The sequence below is a fragment of the Ruegeria sp. CDSB013 genome (genome assembly GCF_059611165.1).
This window is the reverse complement of the sequence record NZ_JBXWPA010000002.1, coordinates 423,027-436,637: the sequence shown is the minus strand read 5'-3', so window position 1 is coordinate 436,637 and position 13,611 is coordinate 423,027. Positions and strand designations below refer to the sequence as shown.

14 protein-coding genes and 1 pseudogene are annotated in these 13,611 nt (G+C 56.9%); 9 read left to right on the top strand and 6 right to left on the bottom strand.

All coding sequences use genetic code 11. From position 1 onward, the window contains the following. Positions 1-228: 228 nt before the first annotated feature. The 3 genes from AC2FJF_RS05670 to AC2FJF_RS05660 all read left to right on the top strand — a co-directional run bounded on the left by AC2FJF_RS05670 (position 229) and on the right by AC2FJF_RS05660 (position 3,235). Positions 229-882 (top strand): protein-L-isoaspartate O-methyltransferase family protein, encoded by a 654-nt coding sequence (locus AC2FJF_RS05670; RefSeq protein ID WP_496723689.1) that lies wholly within the window; start codon positions 229-231, stop codon positions 880-882. A 95-nt stretch (positions 883-977) separates the two neighbouring features. Next, a complete protein-coding gene (locus AC2FJF_RS05665; RefSeq protein WP_496723687.1) occupies positions 978-2,396 on the top strand; it encodes a TolC family outer membrane protein in 1,419 nt (472 codons plus the stop codon). 74 nt (positions 2,397-2,470) lie between these two features. Continuing rightward, positions 2,471-3,235, top strand: coding sequence for a hypothetical protein (locus tag AC2FJF_RS05660; RefSeq protein WP_496723685.1), 765 nt, complete (start codon positions 2,471-2,473; stop codon positions 3,233-3,235). 3 nt (positions 3,236-3,238) lie between these two features. Here the strand turns inward: AC2FJF_RS05660 and AC2FJF_RS05655 are convergent, their stop codons facing one another. Further along, positions 3,239-4,696, bottom strand: a complete 1,458-nt coding sequence (locus tag AC2FJF_RS05655) for a cobyric acid synthase (protein WP_496723683.1) — start codon at positions 4,694-4,696, stop codon at positions 3,239-3,241. Positions 4,697-4,756: 60 nt separating this feature from the next. Here AC2FJF_RS05655 and AC2FJF_RS05650 point away from each other — a divergent pair, with 60 nt between their 5' ends. Beyond that, on the top strand, positions 4,757-5,326 hold the full coding sequence (locus AC2FJF_RS05650) for a cobalamin biosynthesis protein CobQ (RefSeq protein WP_496723681.1): 570 nt from the start codon (positions 4,757-4,759) through the stop codon (positions 5,324-5,326). 67 nt (positions 5,327-5,393) lie between these two features. On the opposite strand, the gene AC2FJF_RS05645 is transcribed toward AC2FJF_RS05650, so the two are convergent. Next, positions 5,394-5,714, bottom strand: a complete 321-nt coding sequence (locus AC2FJF_RS05645) for a DUF6280 family protein (protein ID WP_008757056.1) — start codon at positions 5,712-5,714, stop codon at positions 5,394-5,396. Between the two features lie 218 nt (positions 5,715-5,932). Here AC2FJF_RS05645 and efp point away from each other — a divergent pair, with 218 nt between their 5' ends. After that, the gene (gene efp, locus AC2FJF_RS05640) at positions 5,933-6,496 is read left to right on the top strand and encodes an elongation factor P (RefSeq protein ID WP_496723679.1); all 564 of its coding nucleotides are present in this window, start codon (positions 5,933-5,935) and stop codon (positions 6,494-6,496) included. A gap of 58 nt (positions 6,497-6,554) precedes the next feature. Here the strand turns inward: efp and AC2FJF_RS05635 are convergent, their stop codons facing one another. Next, a complete protein-coding gene (locus AC2FJF_RS05635) occupies positions 6,555-7,538 on the bottom strand; it encodes an ABC transporter transmembrane domain-containing protein (RefSeq protein ID WP_496723677.1) in 984 nt (327 codons plus the stop codon). 67 nt (positions 7,539-7,605) lie between these two features. Continuing rightward, positions 7,606-8,343, bottom strand: a complete 738-nt coding sequence (ygfZ, locus tag AC2FJF_RS05630; RefSeq protein WP_496723675.1) for a CAF17-like 4Fe-4S cluster assembly/insertion protein YgfZ — start codon at positions 8,341-8,343, stop codon at positions 7,606-7,608. Positions 8,344-8,417: 74 nt separating this feature from the next. Here ygfZ and AC2FJF_RS05625 point away from each other — a divergent pair, with 74 nt between their 5' ends. Continuing rightward, positions 8,418-9,092 carry a TIGR04283 family arsenosugar biosynthesis glycosyltransferase gene (locus AC2FJF_RS05625; RefSeq protein ID WP_496723673.1) on the top strand — a complete coding sequence of 225 codons (675 nt, stop codon included), beginning with the start codon at positions 8,418-8,420 and terminating at the stop codon, positions 9,090-9,092. 7 nt (positions 9,093-9,099) lie between these two features. On the opposite strand, the pseudogene AC2FJF_RS05620 reads toward AC2FJF_RS05625, so the two are convergent. Together AC2FJF_RS05620 and AC2FJF_RS05615 are read right to left on the bottom strand one after the other, a co-directional pair. Next, positions 9,100-9,855 (bottom strand): annotated as a pseudogene (locus AC2FJF_RS05620) (hypothetical protein); the annotation flags it as partial. Positions 9,856-9,933: 78 nt separating this feature from the next. Further along, on the bottom strand, positions 9,934-10,821 hold the full coding sequence (locus AC2FJF_RS05615) for a MurR/RpiR family transcriptional regulator (protein WP_058275859.1): 888 nt from the start codon (positions 10,819-10,821) through the stop codon (positions 9,934-9,936). Positions 10,822-10,936: 115 nt separating this feature from the next. On the opposite strand from AC2FJF_RS05615, the gene AC2FJF_RS05610 reads away from it, so the two are divergent. The 3 genes from AC2FJF_RS05610 to AC2FJF_RS05600 are packed head-to-tail and all read left to right on the top strand — an operon-like array spanning position 10,937 to position 13,610. Next, the gene (locus tag AC2FJF_RS05610; RefSeq protein ID WP_496723670.1) at positions 10,937-11,713 is read left to right on the top strand and encodes an N-formylglutamate amidohydrolase; all 777 of its coding nucleotides are present in this window, start codon (positions 10,937-10,939) and stop codon (positions 11,711-11,713) included. Positions 11,714-11,721: 8 nt separating this feature from the next. Further along, positions 11,722-12,294: a TRAP transporter small permease subunit gene (locus tag AC2FJF_RS05605; RefSeq protein WP_496723875.1), complete on the top strand. Its 573-nt coding sequence runs from the start codon at positions 11,722-11,724 to the stop codon at positions 12,292-12,294. Next, complete coding sequence (locus AC2FJF_RS05600) at positions 12,291-13,610, top strand: TRAP transporter large permease (protein ID WP_496723668.1); 1,320 nt, start codon at positions 12,291-12,293, stop codon at positions 13,608-13,610. Before AC2FJF_RS05605 ends, AC2FJF_RS05600 begins: the two co-directional genes overlap by 4 nt. The last annotated feature ends 1 nt before the right edge of the window (position 13,611 follow it).

Sequence of the window (13,611 nt, the reverse complement as noted above, 5' to 3'; positions counted from 1 at the left end):
TTTTCAAGTAAAATCAAATACTTGCCGTGGTGTGATCGGCGTTTTAGCAGCTTTCGACAGGAGCGTCCAGAGGGGGGGAGCGCAAATTTCAGGGTCGGGTGCAAACTTAGTCTTCCGTTGCGACGTTGTATCTTGTGAAGATTGGAAAGTTTCCGTGTCTGGGCCGTTGCTGGTTTTTCAAGGATGTGGCAGAACTCAATCACCCAAGGGAACAAGATGAGCGATCCAATGACAGATTTCGCAGCCCGCCGCCGAACGATGGTCGATACCCAGATACGTCCTTCTGATGTTACGAAGTTTCCCATCATAGACGCGATGCTTACCGTCAAGCGCGAGAATTTCGTGCCGGATGCACAGCGCGAGGCCGCCTATGTCGAGGGATTGATCGAGCTGGGTGACGGGCGCTGCATGCTGGAGCCGCGGACCCTGGCTAAGATGCTGGACATATTGAACATTTCCAACGACGAGTCGGTTTTGGATATTGCTCCGGCCTTGGGGTATTCGACCGCTGTGGCTGCGCGCATGGCACAGCTGGTTGTCGCCGTAGAGGAAGACGAGAGCCTTGCGGCCGAATCCCAGTCCATTCTGATGGAGGCGGAGGCAGACAATGCGATTGTCCATGTCGGTCCGCTTGAGCTGGGTGCCCCTGAACATGGACCCTATGACGTGATCATGATCCAAGGCGGCGTTGAACAGGTTCCCGATGCTTTGATCGCACAGCTTAAGGATCATGGGCGAATTGCCTGCCTTTTTGTCCAGGGTGCGCTGGGGGTCGTCCGTATCGGCCATAAATCAGGGGGTCGTGTGACCTGGCGGGATGCGTTTAACGCCAATGCACCGATTTTGCAGACATTTTCCAAAAATCGTGTATTTTCGCTATAGTTTGATAGCTGATTTTTCTGCCGCCTTGATTAGTTTAACGCAAACGCGCAAACTATAGGCAGAGCAGGGTAAATTCGATTTGAGAGGATTTCGTTATGGGTTCTATGGCGGGAGGGAAGCTGGTCAAAGCGCTGGCGCTGACTGCAGGGGTCGCACTTAGCTTTGTGCCGGGACGGGCCGTTTGGGCCGACAATATAACTGACGCATTCATTGGCGCTTACAATACCAGCGGTTTGTTGGAACAAAACCGCGCCTTGTTGCGTGCAGCAGACGAAGACGTGGCAATCGCGTTGTCGGCGCTTCGACCGATCATCAACTGGACGGTTGCAATTAGCCACGACTACACGCGTCGCGAAATCAACAATGTGGTGACAAGACCCGACCCGAACAACTTCTTCACGGGGCTGACCCTCAGCCAGTTGCTTTACGATGGTGGGGCTGCTGTTCTGGGCAAGCAATCGGCGCAAGAAACGGTGCTGTCCACTAGGCAGACCCTTATTGATATCGAACAACAGGTTCTGTTCCGCGGAGCCAATGCTTATCTCGAAGTTCTTTTGCAGGAAGAAACCGTACAGATTCGCCTGAACAACGTCGACGTATCGGCCGAAGAACTGCGCGCATCGCAGGACCGGTTCGATGTAGGCGAGGTCACGCGTACGGACGTTGCGCTGTCACAAGCCCAGCTTGCAAGCTCGCAAGCTGATCTGGCTGTTGCGCGCGGTAACCTCGATACGGCACAGGCGGAATATGTGAATGCCGTTGGCAAATCGCCCGGACGCACGGCCGGTCAACCGAGCCTGCCAAACCTGCCAAACTCGGAACCGCAGGCCGTCAGCCTTGCGCAGCGTAATCACCCGGCCATTCTTTCGGCTCAGCACCAGGTGCGTGCCTTCGATCTGATCGTGGCGCAGCAGCGCGCCAACCTGGGTCCGAATGTCAGCCTGAATGCCGATGCCGGTATCACCGAGAGCTATGACAACGACGACAACACCAGAGACGGCACGGTTTCGTTGAATTTCAACCAGCCGATTTATGCTGGTGGCCGTTTGGCCGCAAGCGTGCGCCGCGCCATGGCCACACGGGATGCATCGCGTGCCAACCTGTTGAATGTGCAAAAAGATATCACTCAGGGTGTGACCGAAGCCTATGCCCGTTTCCAGGCAGCATCTGCAAGCCTGCGGGCATCAAGCGAACGGGTGCGCGCATCGAAGGTGGCGTTTGACGGTATTCGCGAAGAGGCCACTTTGGGTGCACGGACCACGCTGGATGTTTTGAACGCCCAGCAGGATCTGCTGGATGCGCAGCTGGCCGAAGTCGCGTCGCGGATCGAGCGTTCGCGCGCCGCCTACCAGCTGTTGCAGGCACAGGGTCTGCTGACTGCAGAACGTCTGGGGCTGGCGGTGCAGATCTATGATCCGACGCTGTATTATAACCTGGTCAAGAAAGCGCCGGCTCAGGTCAGCAGACAAAGCAAGGACCTGGATCGCGTTCTCAAAGCACTGCGCCGCGACTAAGAGCCAATACTATCTGTTGTGACGCCCGGCTTGTTTGGCTACACTCAATCCTGAGGATAGAGCGGTAGAGAACAATGACGGAAAAAGTCGTGAACGGCAGAGTAGAGGACGTGCTGTCCTCGATCAAACGGCTGGTCGGTGAAAGAGGTGAACAAACCTCAGAGCCGACGCCTTCAATCGCCCGCAAGCCCGGGCGATTGGTGCTTACCGATGCATTGCGAGTCGGCGGAACGTCCAGCATTCAAGACAGCCCGGAGATTGAAGCCGAAGCCAAAGCAGGCTACACGGCCGACGCGTCGGTCAAGCCGATGCTTTTGCGCGCGTGCGACATTGTAAATCGTGAAGATCCCGCCAACAAAGAACAAGCCGCGCCAGAGCCGCCCAAAAACCCGACCAATAGTCTAAGCGCAAAGATCGAAGCCCTAGAGGCGGCGATTGCACGCACTGAGGACCAGTGGGAGCCGGACGGCGACAGCGAAGACGAGTACTCCGGTACTCCGGCGAAAGCTCTTGAATTCAGCGCACGCAAAGAATTTTCGGATACCGCGGGAAAGAAAGCCGAACCCACTCAGGCAAAGGCTAAAGAAGCTGTGGCAACGACCAAGGCAACTTTCATTCGCGACCCCGAGGTGATCACCGCACAACCTGCTCACCCTGTCGAAGCAGCAGCGGAAGATTCTGCGATAGCTGGCATAAGCGAAGACGCATTGCGCAAAATGATCGCCGAAGTTGTTCGTGAAGAATTGCAGGGTGTTTTGGGCGAACGCATCACCCGCAACGTCCGCAAGATGGTTCGGCGCGAAATCTACAAGGCCCTGGCCGAGCAGGACCTAGAGTAGCGCTCAGGCCCTTTGGGGCGTTTTTGCAAGCGCCAGCAGGCGGTCCAGATCCATATTCTGTTCAAGGTGATCCGCCAGCGCGTCCAGTGTCTCGTCAACCCCGTCTTCATAGGCCAAGTCCGAGGTCACGCCCAACTGCGACAGGTAAGACGCGCGGAATGCGTCCGAGCTGAAGATACCATGCAGGTAACTGCCACGGATACGACCAGAGGCGTTTGCGGCACCTTCTGGCCGCCCCTCGACCTCAAGCCAAGCGCGGGCGCAATCAGGGCCTTCGGTACGGCCCATGTGGATTTCGTAGCCTGAAACCGGTTCTCCTCCGTCTAGGGCGCGGGCCGATGTGAGTGTTACCTGTTTCTTCCCTGCCATCACGGTCTCAACATCCAGCAGGCCCAACCCTTCGACCGTCCCCGGTTGCCCGTCGACGCCATCTGGATCAGCGATCGTCTTGCCCAGCATTTGATAGCCGCCGCACAGGCCCAGAACATGGCCGCCTCGGCGGACATGCGCATATAGGTCGATGTCCCAGCCCTGCGCCCGGAAGTAAGCCAGATCACCGATGGTGGACTTGCTGCCGGGCAGCAGTACCAAATCGGCATCACCGGGCAGGGGGCGTCCTGCTGGCACGATCTCGACCGAGACACCGGGTTCGGCAGACAAAGGGTCGAGGTCGTCAAAATTGGCCATGCGTTCCAACTGCGGAACAACGACCTTGCAGGCCCCGCCAGAGTGGGACCGAATATCCATCATATCCTCGGCTGGCAGTTTCCACGCATCATGGAACCAGGGAACGACACCCAGACAAGGCCATCCGGTACGTGCAGCGATTTCATCGCGACCTTCGTCGAAAAGGGATACGTCGCCCTTGAACCGATTGACGGCAAAACCCCGGATCATCTCAAGATCGCCTGCATCCAATACCGCCTGGGTGCCCACGATCTGGGCAATGACCCCCCCGCGGTGAATATCACCTACCAGAATAACCGGTACGCCTGCAGCGCGCGCAAATCCCATATTGGCGATGTCACCCTTGCGCAGGTTGGTTTCGGCCGGGCTGCCCGCACCTTCGATCAGGACAAGATCCGCGTCACTGCACAAGCGGTCAAAGCTTTCAAGTGCCGCGCCCAGCAGTTTGGATTTATCCTTGCGGTAATCGCCCGCTTTCATCGTGCCCGCGCGTTGGCCTTGTACGATGATCTGAGCGCCAGTGTCGGTTTCCGGTTTCAGCAGAATCGGGTTCATGTCCGTATGCGTCGCACGCCGCGCCGCCAACGCTTGCAAAGCCTGTGCGCGCCCGATCTCTCCGCCATTTTCGGTGACGGCGGCATTGTTCGACATGTTCTGTGGTTTGAACGGTGCAACACGTAACCCGCGCCGGGTGAAGGCCCGCGCCAGACCGGCCACTAGAACCGATTTCCCAACATTGCTGCCGGTGCCCTGAATCATGATGGACCGAACCATGGCCTGTCTCCTATGTTGACGCGCAGATGACCTGATTTGCGGGCAAAGGAAAAGCCAAAGTTGAACACGCCAGCGCATCTTTTGATCGGAGCTGCCGCCTTTGCCCGCCCAGCCCAGGGACGTATCCTGTGGGCCGCTCTGTTGGGTTCGCTATTGCCGGACCTGTCGCTCTACGTGATGGCAGGTACATCCCTTTTCGTGCTTGGGATAGCCCCAAGCGTGGTCTTCGATCAGATTTACTTTTCTGACGGCTGGCAGACGGTGTTTGCGATCGACAATTCCTTTGTCCTTTGGGGGCTTGCCTTGCTTGTTGGAGTTTGGATGCGCTGGAAGGTCTGGACCGTTGGGGTGTCCGCCGGGTTGCTGCATCTTTCGATGGATTTTCTTCTGCATGCCGGGGACGGGCGGCCACAGTTCTGGCCAATCAGTAATTGGGTGTTTCACAGCCCCGTCAGCTATTGGGACAGCACACATCACGCCTTATGGGTGGCACCCTTTTCAACCGTGCTTTGTGTCGCGTGTTACGCCGTTTTGTGGCGTCGCGGTGTGTCCAACTGGGCGAAAACGTTCTTTGCCGTGCTGCTGATGGCCGAACTGTGGGTCGCGCGGCAATGGCTGTTGTTCTTTTGATTGATGGCATAAGAAAAGCGCGCTCCCAGTTAGGGAGCGCGCTTTTTCATGCGAAAGTCACCTTGGATCAGGCGGCTTCTGCTTGTTGGGCCGCGTTGCGACGTTCGCTTTCTTCACGCGACAGTGCAACCGAGGTGCGTACACCGCGTCCAACGAACTCCATCAGTCCGCCAACAACGCGCTCATTCGGGTCGATACCCGCGCACGACAGTACTTCGCGACCATCACGAGAACGCGCCCAACGGGCGATTTGTTCCGGGCCATTGCCATACTTCTTGTCGTCGGCAATAGCGTCATCCAGCGCAGCCAGTACGACGGCCGCGAAAAGTTTGCGTGCACGATTGCCTTGCTCGTTGTTAAAGGCAGTGCCGTCAACGAAATCTCTCATCTCGTCTTCCTTGTTGTTCTTGCTCTTGCATTTTCGGCGTGACGGTTCTTATGACCGATTAAGTGCGATTCGGATACACTTAAAATGCATAGTTGCGTTGCGTCATTTGCATAGCTTGCTGCAGGTGCAGCACTAGGTCTCGTCATCTTGTCAGGTGTGTTCCCGCCAGATATAGGAGCGGGAACTGACGCATCAACCGTTTGTGAAGGATTTAAGTCATGCCCAAGATAAATGGGAACGAAATTCGCCCCGGAAATGTGCTTGAGCATAACGGCGGGCTGTGGGCCGCAGTCAAAGTTGACCACGTAAAGCCCGGTAAAGGCGGCGCTTTTGCGCAGGTCGAACTGCGTAATCTGCGCAATGGCTCGAAGTTGAACGAGCGATTCCGCTCGGCGGACAAAGTGGAACGCGTGCGTCTTGAACAGAAAGATCAGCAATTCCTGTACGAATCTGACGGCATGCTGGTCTTCATGGATTCCGAGACGTATGAGCAGATCGAACTGCCCGCGGAACTGCTGGGTGAACGCCGCCCGTTTCTGCAGGACGGCATGACAATTGTAGTCGAATTTTATGAAAGCGAGGCTCTGAACGCCACGGTGCCTCAGAAAGTGACCTGCAAGATCGTAGAGACCGAGCCTGTGGTCAAAGGTCAGACCGCCGCGAATTCGTTCAAGCCAGCCATTCTGGACAACGGCGTCAAAGTCATGGTGCCGCCATTTGTCGGTCAGGATGAGATGATCGTGGTGAACACCGAAACCATGGAATACTCCGAACGCGCCTAACCACGCGTTTGCCAGAGTAAAGAAAAACCGCGTGGACTGGTGCCACGCGGTTTTTTTGTCAGCTGCCCCGTCTGATTTGGCGATACCGTTCGGGGTTGGGGCCAAACAGTTCAAGCATCAGTTCATACTTGATGCGATTGGCGCTGACCTGCCGGTAAAAGGCGATCAGGAATGCCGTGGGCCCCTGAATGCGGCTGAGGCCGCTTGTGGCGGCGACAACAGTGCCGACATCCGTTTTCCCGTTCAGAACCAAATAGCCACCCAGCATCAGCACGCCAACGGTTCCCGCTCCGTTTATGACGCTCAGTAGAAACTTGGCAGAAAGCTTCCAGATGAACATCCTGCGCCGTGTTTCGTAGATCTCGTCGAACTGCGCCTCAACCTCGCGCGCGATTTCGTTGATCCGCTCGACATTCAGCTTATCGTTGGCTCCGCGTAATATCCGGACACGTTCGGCGACAAACACGTTCACCTTGCGTTGGGATACCAGCACGATGATGATCTGTGGCACGATCATCGAAAAGGCGATCATGCCCAGCCCCGGTTGCGTTGACGAGATATAGCCGATCACACTGATCAACGTGCCGATCTGAACGACCGGGTCCGAGAAAGCGCCGCCCGCGAATTTCCCCAACTCTTCTGCCTCGGCTGAAATCGCCGTGGTCATCGTGCCCTTGCGAATCGTTTCGCCCGAGACATTGATATCTGAGGCGCGCAGCAGCAGCCTTTGGCGGATCATGCGGATCAGGTCTTCGCCCAACGTTCCTGCGCGATAGCTCAAAAGCCACTTTAGGGCGAGGCTGAGTAAGATGACCGACATCATTCCAGCACCCAGGTAGATCAGCTTGTCCGTAGTTACGTCGGCTGAGGTCAGGTGGTTGATGATGTCGCGCTGAAACTCCAGCGGAACTGCAGCCAGACCCGCGATCGCGATGGACAGAACGATGAGGATGGTCTGCCGTCCGGCGCTGGCGCGCCAGATTGCCCTGTATAGCTGGAACATACGTGCATCCGGATTGCTGAATTCAAACCAGTGTGACATCGCACTTGGCTATGTTCAAACCACGCCAATTCAGTCAGCTGGTCAGCCGTGCCGGTTCGGCAACACGTTAAGTGTCCAACTGTATGGTGGCGTCACCAGCCTGCATGTCGTCACCCACGCGGTCCAATCGCAAATAGGCGATCCCGCGGCCATTGGATTGGGTGAACAATGTACCGGCCGGTTTTCCGCCAGAAGTAATTGCAGTTCCAACTGGTGCTGAACCACTGACGCTGACGCCACGCAAGCCTTTGCGCAGCTCGGTCTTGTGTTTCATCCTCGCGGTGACTTCTTGCCCGACATAGCAGCCTTTCTTGAAGTCCACGCCGTTTAGCGTCTCGAACCCGGCCTCAAGGATATAGCTGCCGGGGGTCAGTTCGATGCCGGTTTCCGGAATGCTGTGTCGCACGCGGATTGCATCCCAATCTGTATCGTCGTCGTTTTCCGCACCCGCAGTATAGGCCCGCCACCCCATGTCTGGATGGCGCGGGTCGGGTAGGGCACCTTCGGGGGCAGGGCCAGTACCGCGCTGCAGGTTCAGGCCACTGTCTTCGATGCTGACATCTGCACGCAGTTTGTACATGCCCAACCGTTTGGCAAATCCATCGGCAAGGATTTCGGCAACATCCAGTAAAACCGCGTCGCCCTCGCGCTTCAGGAAGAAGTCCGCCAAGTATTTGCCTTGTGGGGTCAGCAGAGCGGCGTAGACCAGCCCATTGTCTAATCCTGCGATGTCGTTGGTGATCAACCCTTGAAGAAAGCTGTCGGTGTCCGAGCCGCTCAGGCGCAATATACGGCGGTTGGGCATCTGGGTTTTCCTCGTCATTTCCTCGGACCTCGTGATATAGGGGTTTCCGCTGCCATGACCAGAGGGTTTCCGCCGTGCCTGCGCCGATTAGCATCGTTATCCCGACCCTGAATTCGGAAGGAACCCTTCCCGCGACCCTTGCGGCCTTGATGGAAGGCCTGCATGCGGGGCTGATCCGCGAATTGATCGTCTCGGACGGTGGGTCGACTGATCAGACTTTAAAGATTGCGGATGGGGCCGGCGCTGAGATCGTGACCGGGCCACCTTCGCGCGGGGGGCAATTGGCCAGAGGATGCGCAGCAACCAAAGGGGACTGGCTGCTTGTTTTGCATGCCGACACGGTTTTGCAAGCGGGGTGGAGCAAAGTTGTAGGCGACCACCTTGGCACCGGAACCCCGGCAGCGTTTCGTCTGGCGTTTCGGGCGTCAGGCTTTGCACCGACATGGGTGGCGGGTTGGGCCAATTTGCGCAGTCGTCTGTTTGGTCTGCCTTATGGCGATCAGGGCCTGTTGGTCCCGAGTGAGATGTATCGAAAGGCGGGGGGCTTTCCCGATCAACCCTTGATGGAGGACGTCGCTTTGGTCCGCAGCTTGCGCGGCATCACTTTGCTGCCCAGCCGGGCAGTTACGAGCGCGGATCGCTATGAGCGTGCGGGCTGGTTGCGTCGGGGAGGGCGGAACCTGTGGACTCTGACGCGGTATTTTCTGGGGGCAGATCCTGCGAAGCTGGCGCAGGACTATCGGCGCTGAGCGACGCGCGCAGCTCGACTACGGACTTGCCCAGCCGGAACGGCGCCGCGAAACTGACCAGACATAACGCGATGATCTGCAGCACAAGTATATGGGCATTGTCTTGCAGGTATTCCCATTCGTCCTTCAACTTGCCGACCTGTTCCACCAGATCATCATAGCTTTGCGCCAGGATCAGATAATCTCCGGCAATCGCGGGGACTTTGCGGCGCATGTTGTCGATCGCGGCCTGTGTCATGTCGTCCAGAGTGGTAAAGACAAGGAATTGATCGATGTTGAACGCATCAGCCTTGTCGGCCATTGCGCGCATTTCGTCCTGTTCGTCTTTTGCCTGACTGCCAAACAGAAAATGCAGCCCCTGCAATGGCGCGACCTCATTTGTGACTGCAATGAACAATGGCAGGTCGGCATTGCTGGCGGTTGAGGCCGACAGGAATTCAACCTTTTCGCACAGAATAGCAGTATCCGGGTCAAAGGCCGGATCGCAAAACCGCAGCCGGAACCGCGCGGCATCGCGGTCAAAGGCCAGCCCGGCGGCGTAAGCCACGTCTATCTGGCGGTCCAGTCGCGAGCTATCCGAAGTGTAAAGCCCGGCCAAAACCGCGACCAGCGCGCCAACGCCACCCAGCACGACCCAGACGAGGTCCGCGAGTTTCCAGGCACGATGCCCGGCGGGTTTACGGAAAAGAAAGGCGGTGCCAATCGATCCAATCAGAAAGAAAAGGATCAAGAGCGGCAGTTGGTTTTGGGTCACGAAACTCATGCCTTCAAAGTGACGGCCTGCCATGCGGCTGGCAACACTCCTCACGCTCAGTTGTTCCGTTTGGGTGGTAAAAAGCCGTTATGAGCCCGAGCTTTGACCGAATTTTCGGAACAGTTTGGTGCGGTCAAAAGCTTGTTCCAGCTCATCCGTGCGCTCTTTAACCGAATCCCACAGCCTTTCTTGTACTTCGGCGATGACGCATTCCATCAGAACCAGAATGGCCGCCATTGAATCCCACGCCGACGGCACGGCAATGCGTGCTGCAAAGGTGTGCTTTGCCAAACGGTGAATGGGTGAGCGCCATTGATCCGTGAATAGGACGATTTCGGCCTCGCGTTCATGACACAGCTGGCCAATCAGCAGGGATGCGTTTTCATATCGGCGAACATCCAGTGCGATCAGCACATCGTCTTTGCGAACGTCCAGCAAGTCATGTGTCCACGATGCTGCAACGGGCAGCAACCGCACGTCGGGGCGGATCATCTGCAGGTGCAGGTACAGGTATTGGGCCAGCGTGCCGGTAATGCGGCCACCGGTGATAAAGATGCGCCGGTTGGGGTCACATAACAAGTTGCAGAAACTGTCGAACTCGTCTGGATCGACCTCATCAATCGTGCGTTTCTGATTGGCGAGTGTCTGTTGGGAATACCGGTTCAGGATATGCTCTTCAGGCAGGTCGTTTTGCCACAAGTCACGTTTGGCGACCGGCCCCGAGATCATTTCTTTCACTTCGCCCCGCAGGGCGGCCTGAAACTGCGGATAACCTTGAAACCCGGTCTTTTGCAGCATCCGCGCGACTGTCGTGGTGGACACCGAGGCCGCGCTGGCCAGTTCGGTGATGCTGCCGAGACCGGCCATAGGGTAGTCGTCCAGCAATACACTGACCAGTTGACGCTCGGATGGGGTCATCTTGTCTTTGTGGGCCAGCAGCCTGTCCGTCACCCGCACGCGGCGTTCCTCCTGCATCTTTTCGATCTTAGTGTGAATAATTTTTCAGCAAGATCAAGAGTGGTGAAATTTATACAGGAAAAATATTGACAGGTTAAGGTCTCTTGTGGAAATTTTTCCACACGCATCTTAATTGGAATCGCAAGGCGGTATTTTGGACTTCGGAACAGTCGTTCACACGGACACAGTGGATGGTCCCCTTTCGGTAATGCTGGTCTGCGAACACGCGTCCAGCCGCATTCCCGCGTTCTTGGGGGATATGGGATTGCCTGTGGGCGCGCTGCAAAGCCACATCGCGTGGGATCCCGGGGCATTGGCTGTGGCCAAGCTGATGGCGGCACGCCTGTCGGCACCTCTGGTGTATGGCGGGGTGTCCCGGCTGGTCTATGACTGCAATCGCCCGCCTGAAGCCGCAGGGGCCATGCCGACGCGCAGCGAGGACTATCAAATCCCAGCGAATGTCGATCTGTCCGAGGAAGAGCGTGAAAGCAGGATTGAGAGCATCTACCGGCCCTTCAGCAAGGCACTGTCTGACCTGATCTCCCAAAATGGGCATACGCTTGAACTTATGGTGACGGTCCACAGCTTTACACCAGTCTACCATGGGCAGACGCGTGAGGTGGAACTGGGCATATTACACGGGGTGGATGACCGGTTCGCCCGGGCAATGATGACGACAGCACCCGCCGACCAACCCTATGAGACTCGCTTGAATGAGCCGTATTCGGCGGCGGACGGGGTTGCCCATACACTTGACGCGCAGGCGCTGCCGAAAGGGCTGTTGAACGTCATGATCGAGATCCGCAATGACCTGATACAAACGCCCGAGCAGCAGGAGGCCATGGCCGATTGCCTGGTTTTCTGGATCGCGCGGACCCTTGCAGATTTTCAGAAAGGGGGCGCAGCGTGATCAAAACGATGGCGTCATATGTGCGGGTCGTCGATGCGGTGAATTACCGGATCGGGCGGGTCATGATGTGGGGCCTGTTTGTGATGATGGGCATCCTGCTGTGGTCCTCGATTTCCAAAACCTTCTTTCTGCCATCGCTCTGGACGCTAGAAATGGCGCAGTTTGCGATGGTGACCTATTATATCATGGGTGGGCCGTACTCGATCCAGTTGGGATCGAACGTACGTATGGACCTGTTTTATCACAACTGGAGCCCACACCGGAAAGCGTGGTTCGATGCCTTCACGGTGCTGCTGCTGATCTTCTACCTGGGCGTATTGTTTTATGGCGGGCTTGGGTCAACGGCCTACAGCCTTGGCTACTGGGGCGATGAACCGGTTTCCTATTTCATTGGTCTTCTGACAGGCAGCGAGGAAATCGGGCGGCTTGAACGCTCATCAACGGCGTGGCGGCCGTATATCTGGCCAGTCAAAGCTATCATGGTGTTCGGCTTCTTCCTGATGCTGCTGCAGGCGATATCGGAATTCTTTAAAGACATAGCCCGGATCAACGGGCAGGAAATCGGGGTCTCACGGGCATGAGCCAGGAATATATCGCCATCTTCATGTTCGCCTTGATGATGCTGATGCTGTTTACAGGTCAGCGTGTCTTTGGCGCGATTGGCGCGGTGGCAACAATTGCCGCTTTGGCGCTGTGGGGAACAGGCGGGCAAGACATCACGTTTTCGGCCGCGATGAAGCTGATGAAATGGTATCCGCTACTGACATTGCCGATGTTCATTTTCATGGGCTATGTCCTCAGTGAAAGTCGGCTGGCCGATGACCTGTACAAGATGTTCCACGTCTGGATGGGCCCCATCAATGGTGGTCTGGCCATCGGCACCATCGGGTTGATGGTGCTGGTCTCGGCCATGAACGGCCTCAGCGTTGCGGGTATGGCCATTGGTGCGACCATTGCACTGCCGGAACTGCTTCGGCGCGGTTACGACAAGACGATGGTGACCGGGGTCATTCAGGCCGGGTCCAGTCTTGGTATTCTGGTTCCTCCCTCGGTCGTTCTGGTCCTCTATGCGATGATCGCGCGCCAGCCTGTAGGGCAACTTTGGCTGGCCGGTATCATCCCAGGCCTGCTGATGGCTGCCATGTTCATTCTGTACATCTGGATCCGCTGCCGCATTCAACCCGAGCTAGGACCGGCGATGGAAGACGCGCATGAAGTGCCGCGGGCCGAGAAGATCCGGCTTCTGGGGGCAGGGGCGCTGCCGCTGATCATCTTTGCGGCCATGATGGTGCCGTTTGTGAATGGCTGGACGTCGCTGGTCGAAAGCTCGGCCATCGGAGCGCTCACCGCTTTGGCTGTGTCCGTAATCAAACGGCGGATGACTTGGAAGATATTCGAGGACTGCACCAAGCGGACGTTGGCCATTTCCTGCATGTTCATGTGGATCATTCTGGCCGCGCTGGGCTTTGGGGCCGTATTTGACGGTCTCGGCGCCGTAAAAGCCATCGACAACCTATTCACAGACCAACTGGGCCTGTCGCCCTGGATGATCCTGATCCTGATGCAGCTAAGCTTTATCGTCATGGGCACGTTCCTGGATGACACGGCAATGCTGGTCATCGTGGCACCGCTTTATGTCCCGCTGGTCGGCGAGTTGGGCTTTGATCTGATCTGGTACGGGGTGCTTTATACGATCACGACGCAGATCGCCTATATGACGCCGCCCTTCGGCTATAACCTGTTCCTGATGCGCGCGATGGCCCCGCCCGAGATCACCCTGCGGGACATCTATGGTTCGATCTTTCCTTTTGTCGCGGTGATGGTGCTGGCGCTGACAATCATCATGATTTTCCCGGAAATCGCTCTGTGGTTGCCCGGGTATGTCTATGGAAACTAAT

What these genes read in the sequence shown, in the direction of transcription:
- AC2FJF_RS05635 (WP_496723677.1), bottom strand. Translation starts at nt 7,538, where the DNA reads ATGTCACACTGGTTTGAATTCAGCAATCCGGATGCACGTATGTTCCAG.
- AC2FJF_RS05605 (WP_496723875.1), top strand. Translation starts at nt 11,722, where the DNA reads ATGGCGTCATATGTGCGGGTCGTCGATGCGGTGAATTACCGGATCGGG.
- AC2FJF_RS05600 (WP_496723668.1), top strand. Translation starts at nt 12,291, where the DNA reads ATGAGCCAGGAATATATCGCCATCTTCATGTTCGCCTTGATGATGCTG.
- AC2FJF_RS05670 (WP_496723689.1), top strand. Translation starts at nt 229, where the DNA reads ATGACAGATTTCGCAGCCCGCCGCCGAACGATGGTCGATACCCAGATA.
- AC2FJF_RS05615 (WP_058275859.1), bottom strand. Translation starts at nt 10,821, where the DNA reads ATGCAGGAGGAACGCCGCGTGCGGGTGACGGACAGGCTGCTGGCCCAC.
- AC2FJF_RS05665 (WP_496723687.1), top strand. Translation starts at nt 978, where the DNA reads ATGGGTTCTATGGCGGGAGGGAAGCTGGTCAAAGCGCTGGCGCTGACT.
- AC2FJF_RS05660 (WP_496723685.1), top strand. Translation starts at nt 2,471, where the DNA reads ATGACGGAAAAAGTCGTGAACGGCAGAGTAGAGGACGTGCTGTCCTCG.
- efp (WP_496723679.1), top strand. Translation starts at nt 5,933, where the DNA reads ATGCCCAAGATAAATGGGAACGAAATTCGCCCCGGAAATGTGCTTGAG.
- ygfZ (WP_496723675.1), bottom strand. Translation starts at nt 8,343, where the DNA reads ATGCCCAACCGCCGTATATTGCGCCTGAGCGGCTCGGACACCGACAGC.
- AC2FJF_RS05645 (WP_008757056.1), bottom strand. Translation starts at nt 5,714, where the DNA reads ATGAGAGATTTCGTTGACGGCACTGCCTTTAACAACGAGCAAGGCAAT.
- AC2FJF_RS05655 (WP_496723683.1), bottom strand. Translation starts at nt 4,696, where the DNA reads ATGGTTCGGTCCATCATGATTCAGGGCACCGGCAGCAATGTTGGGAAA.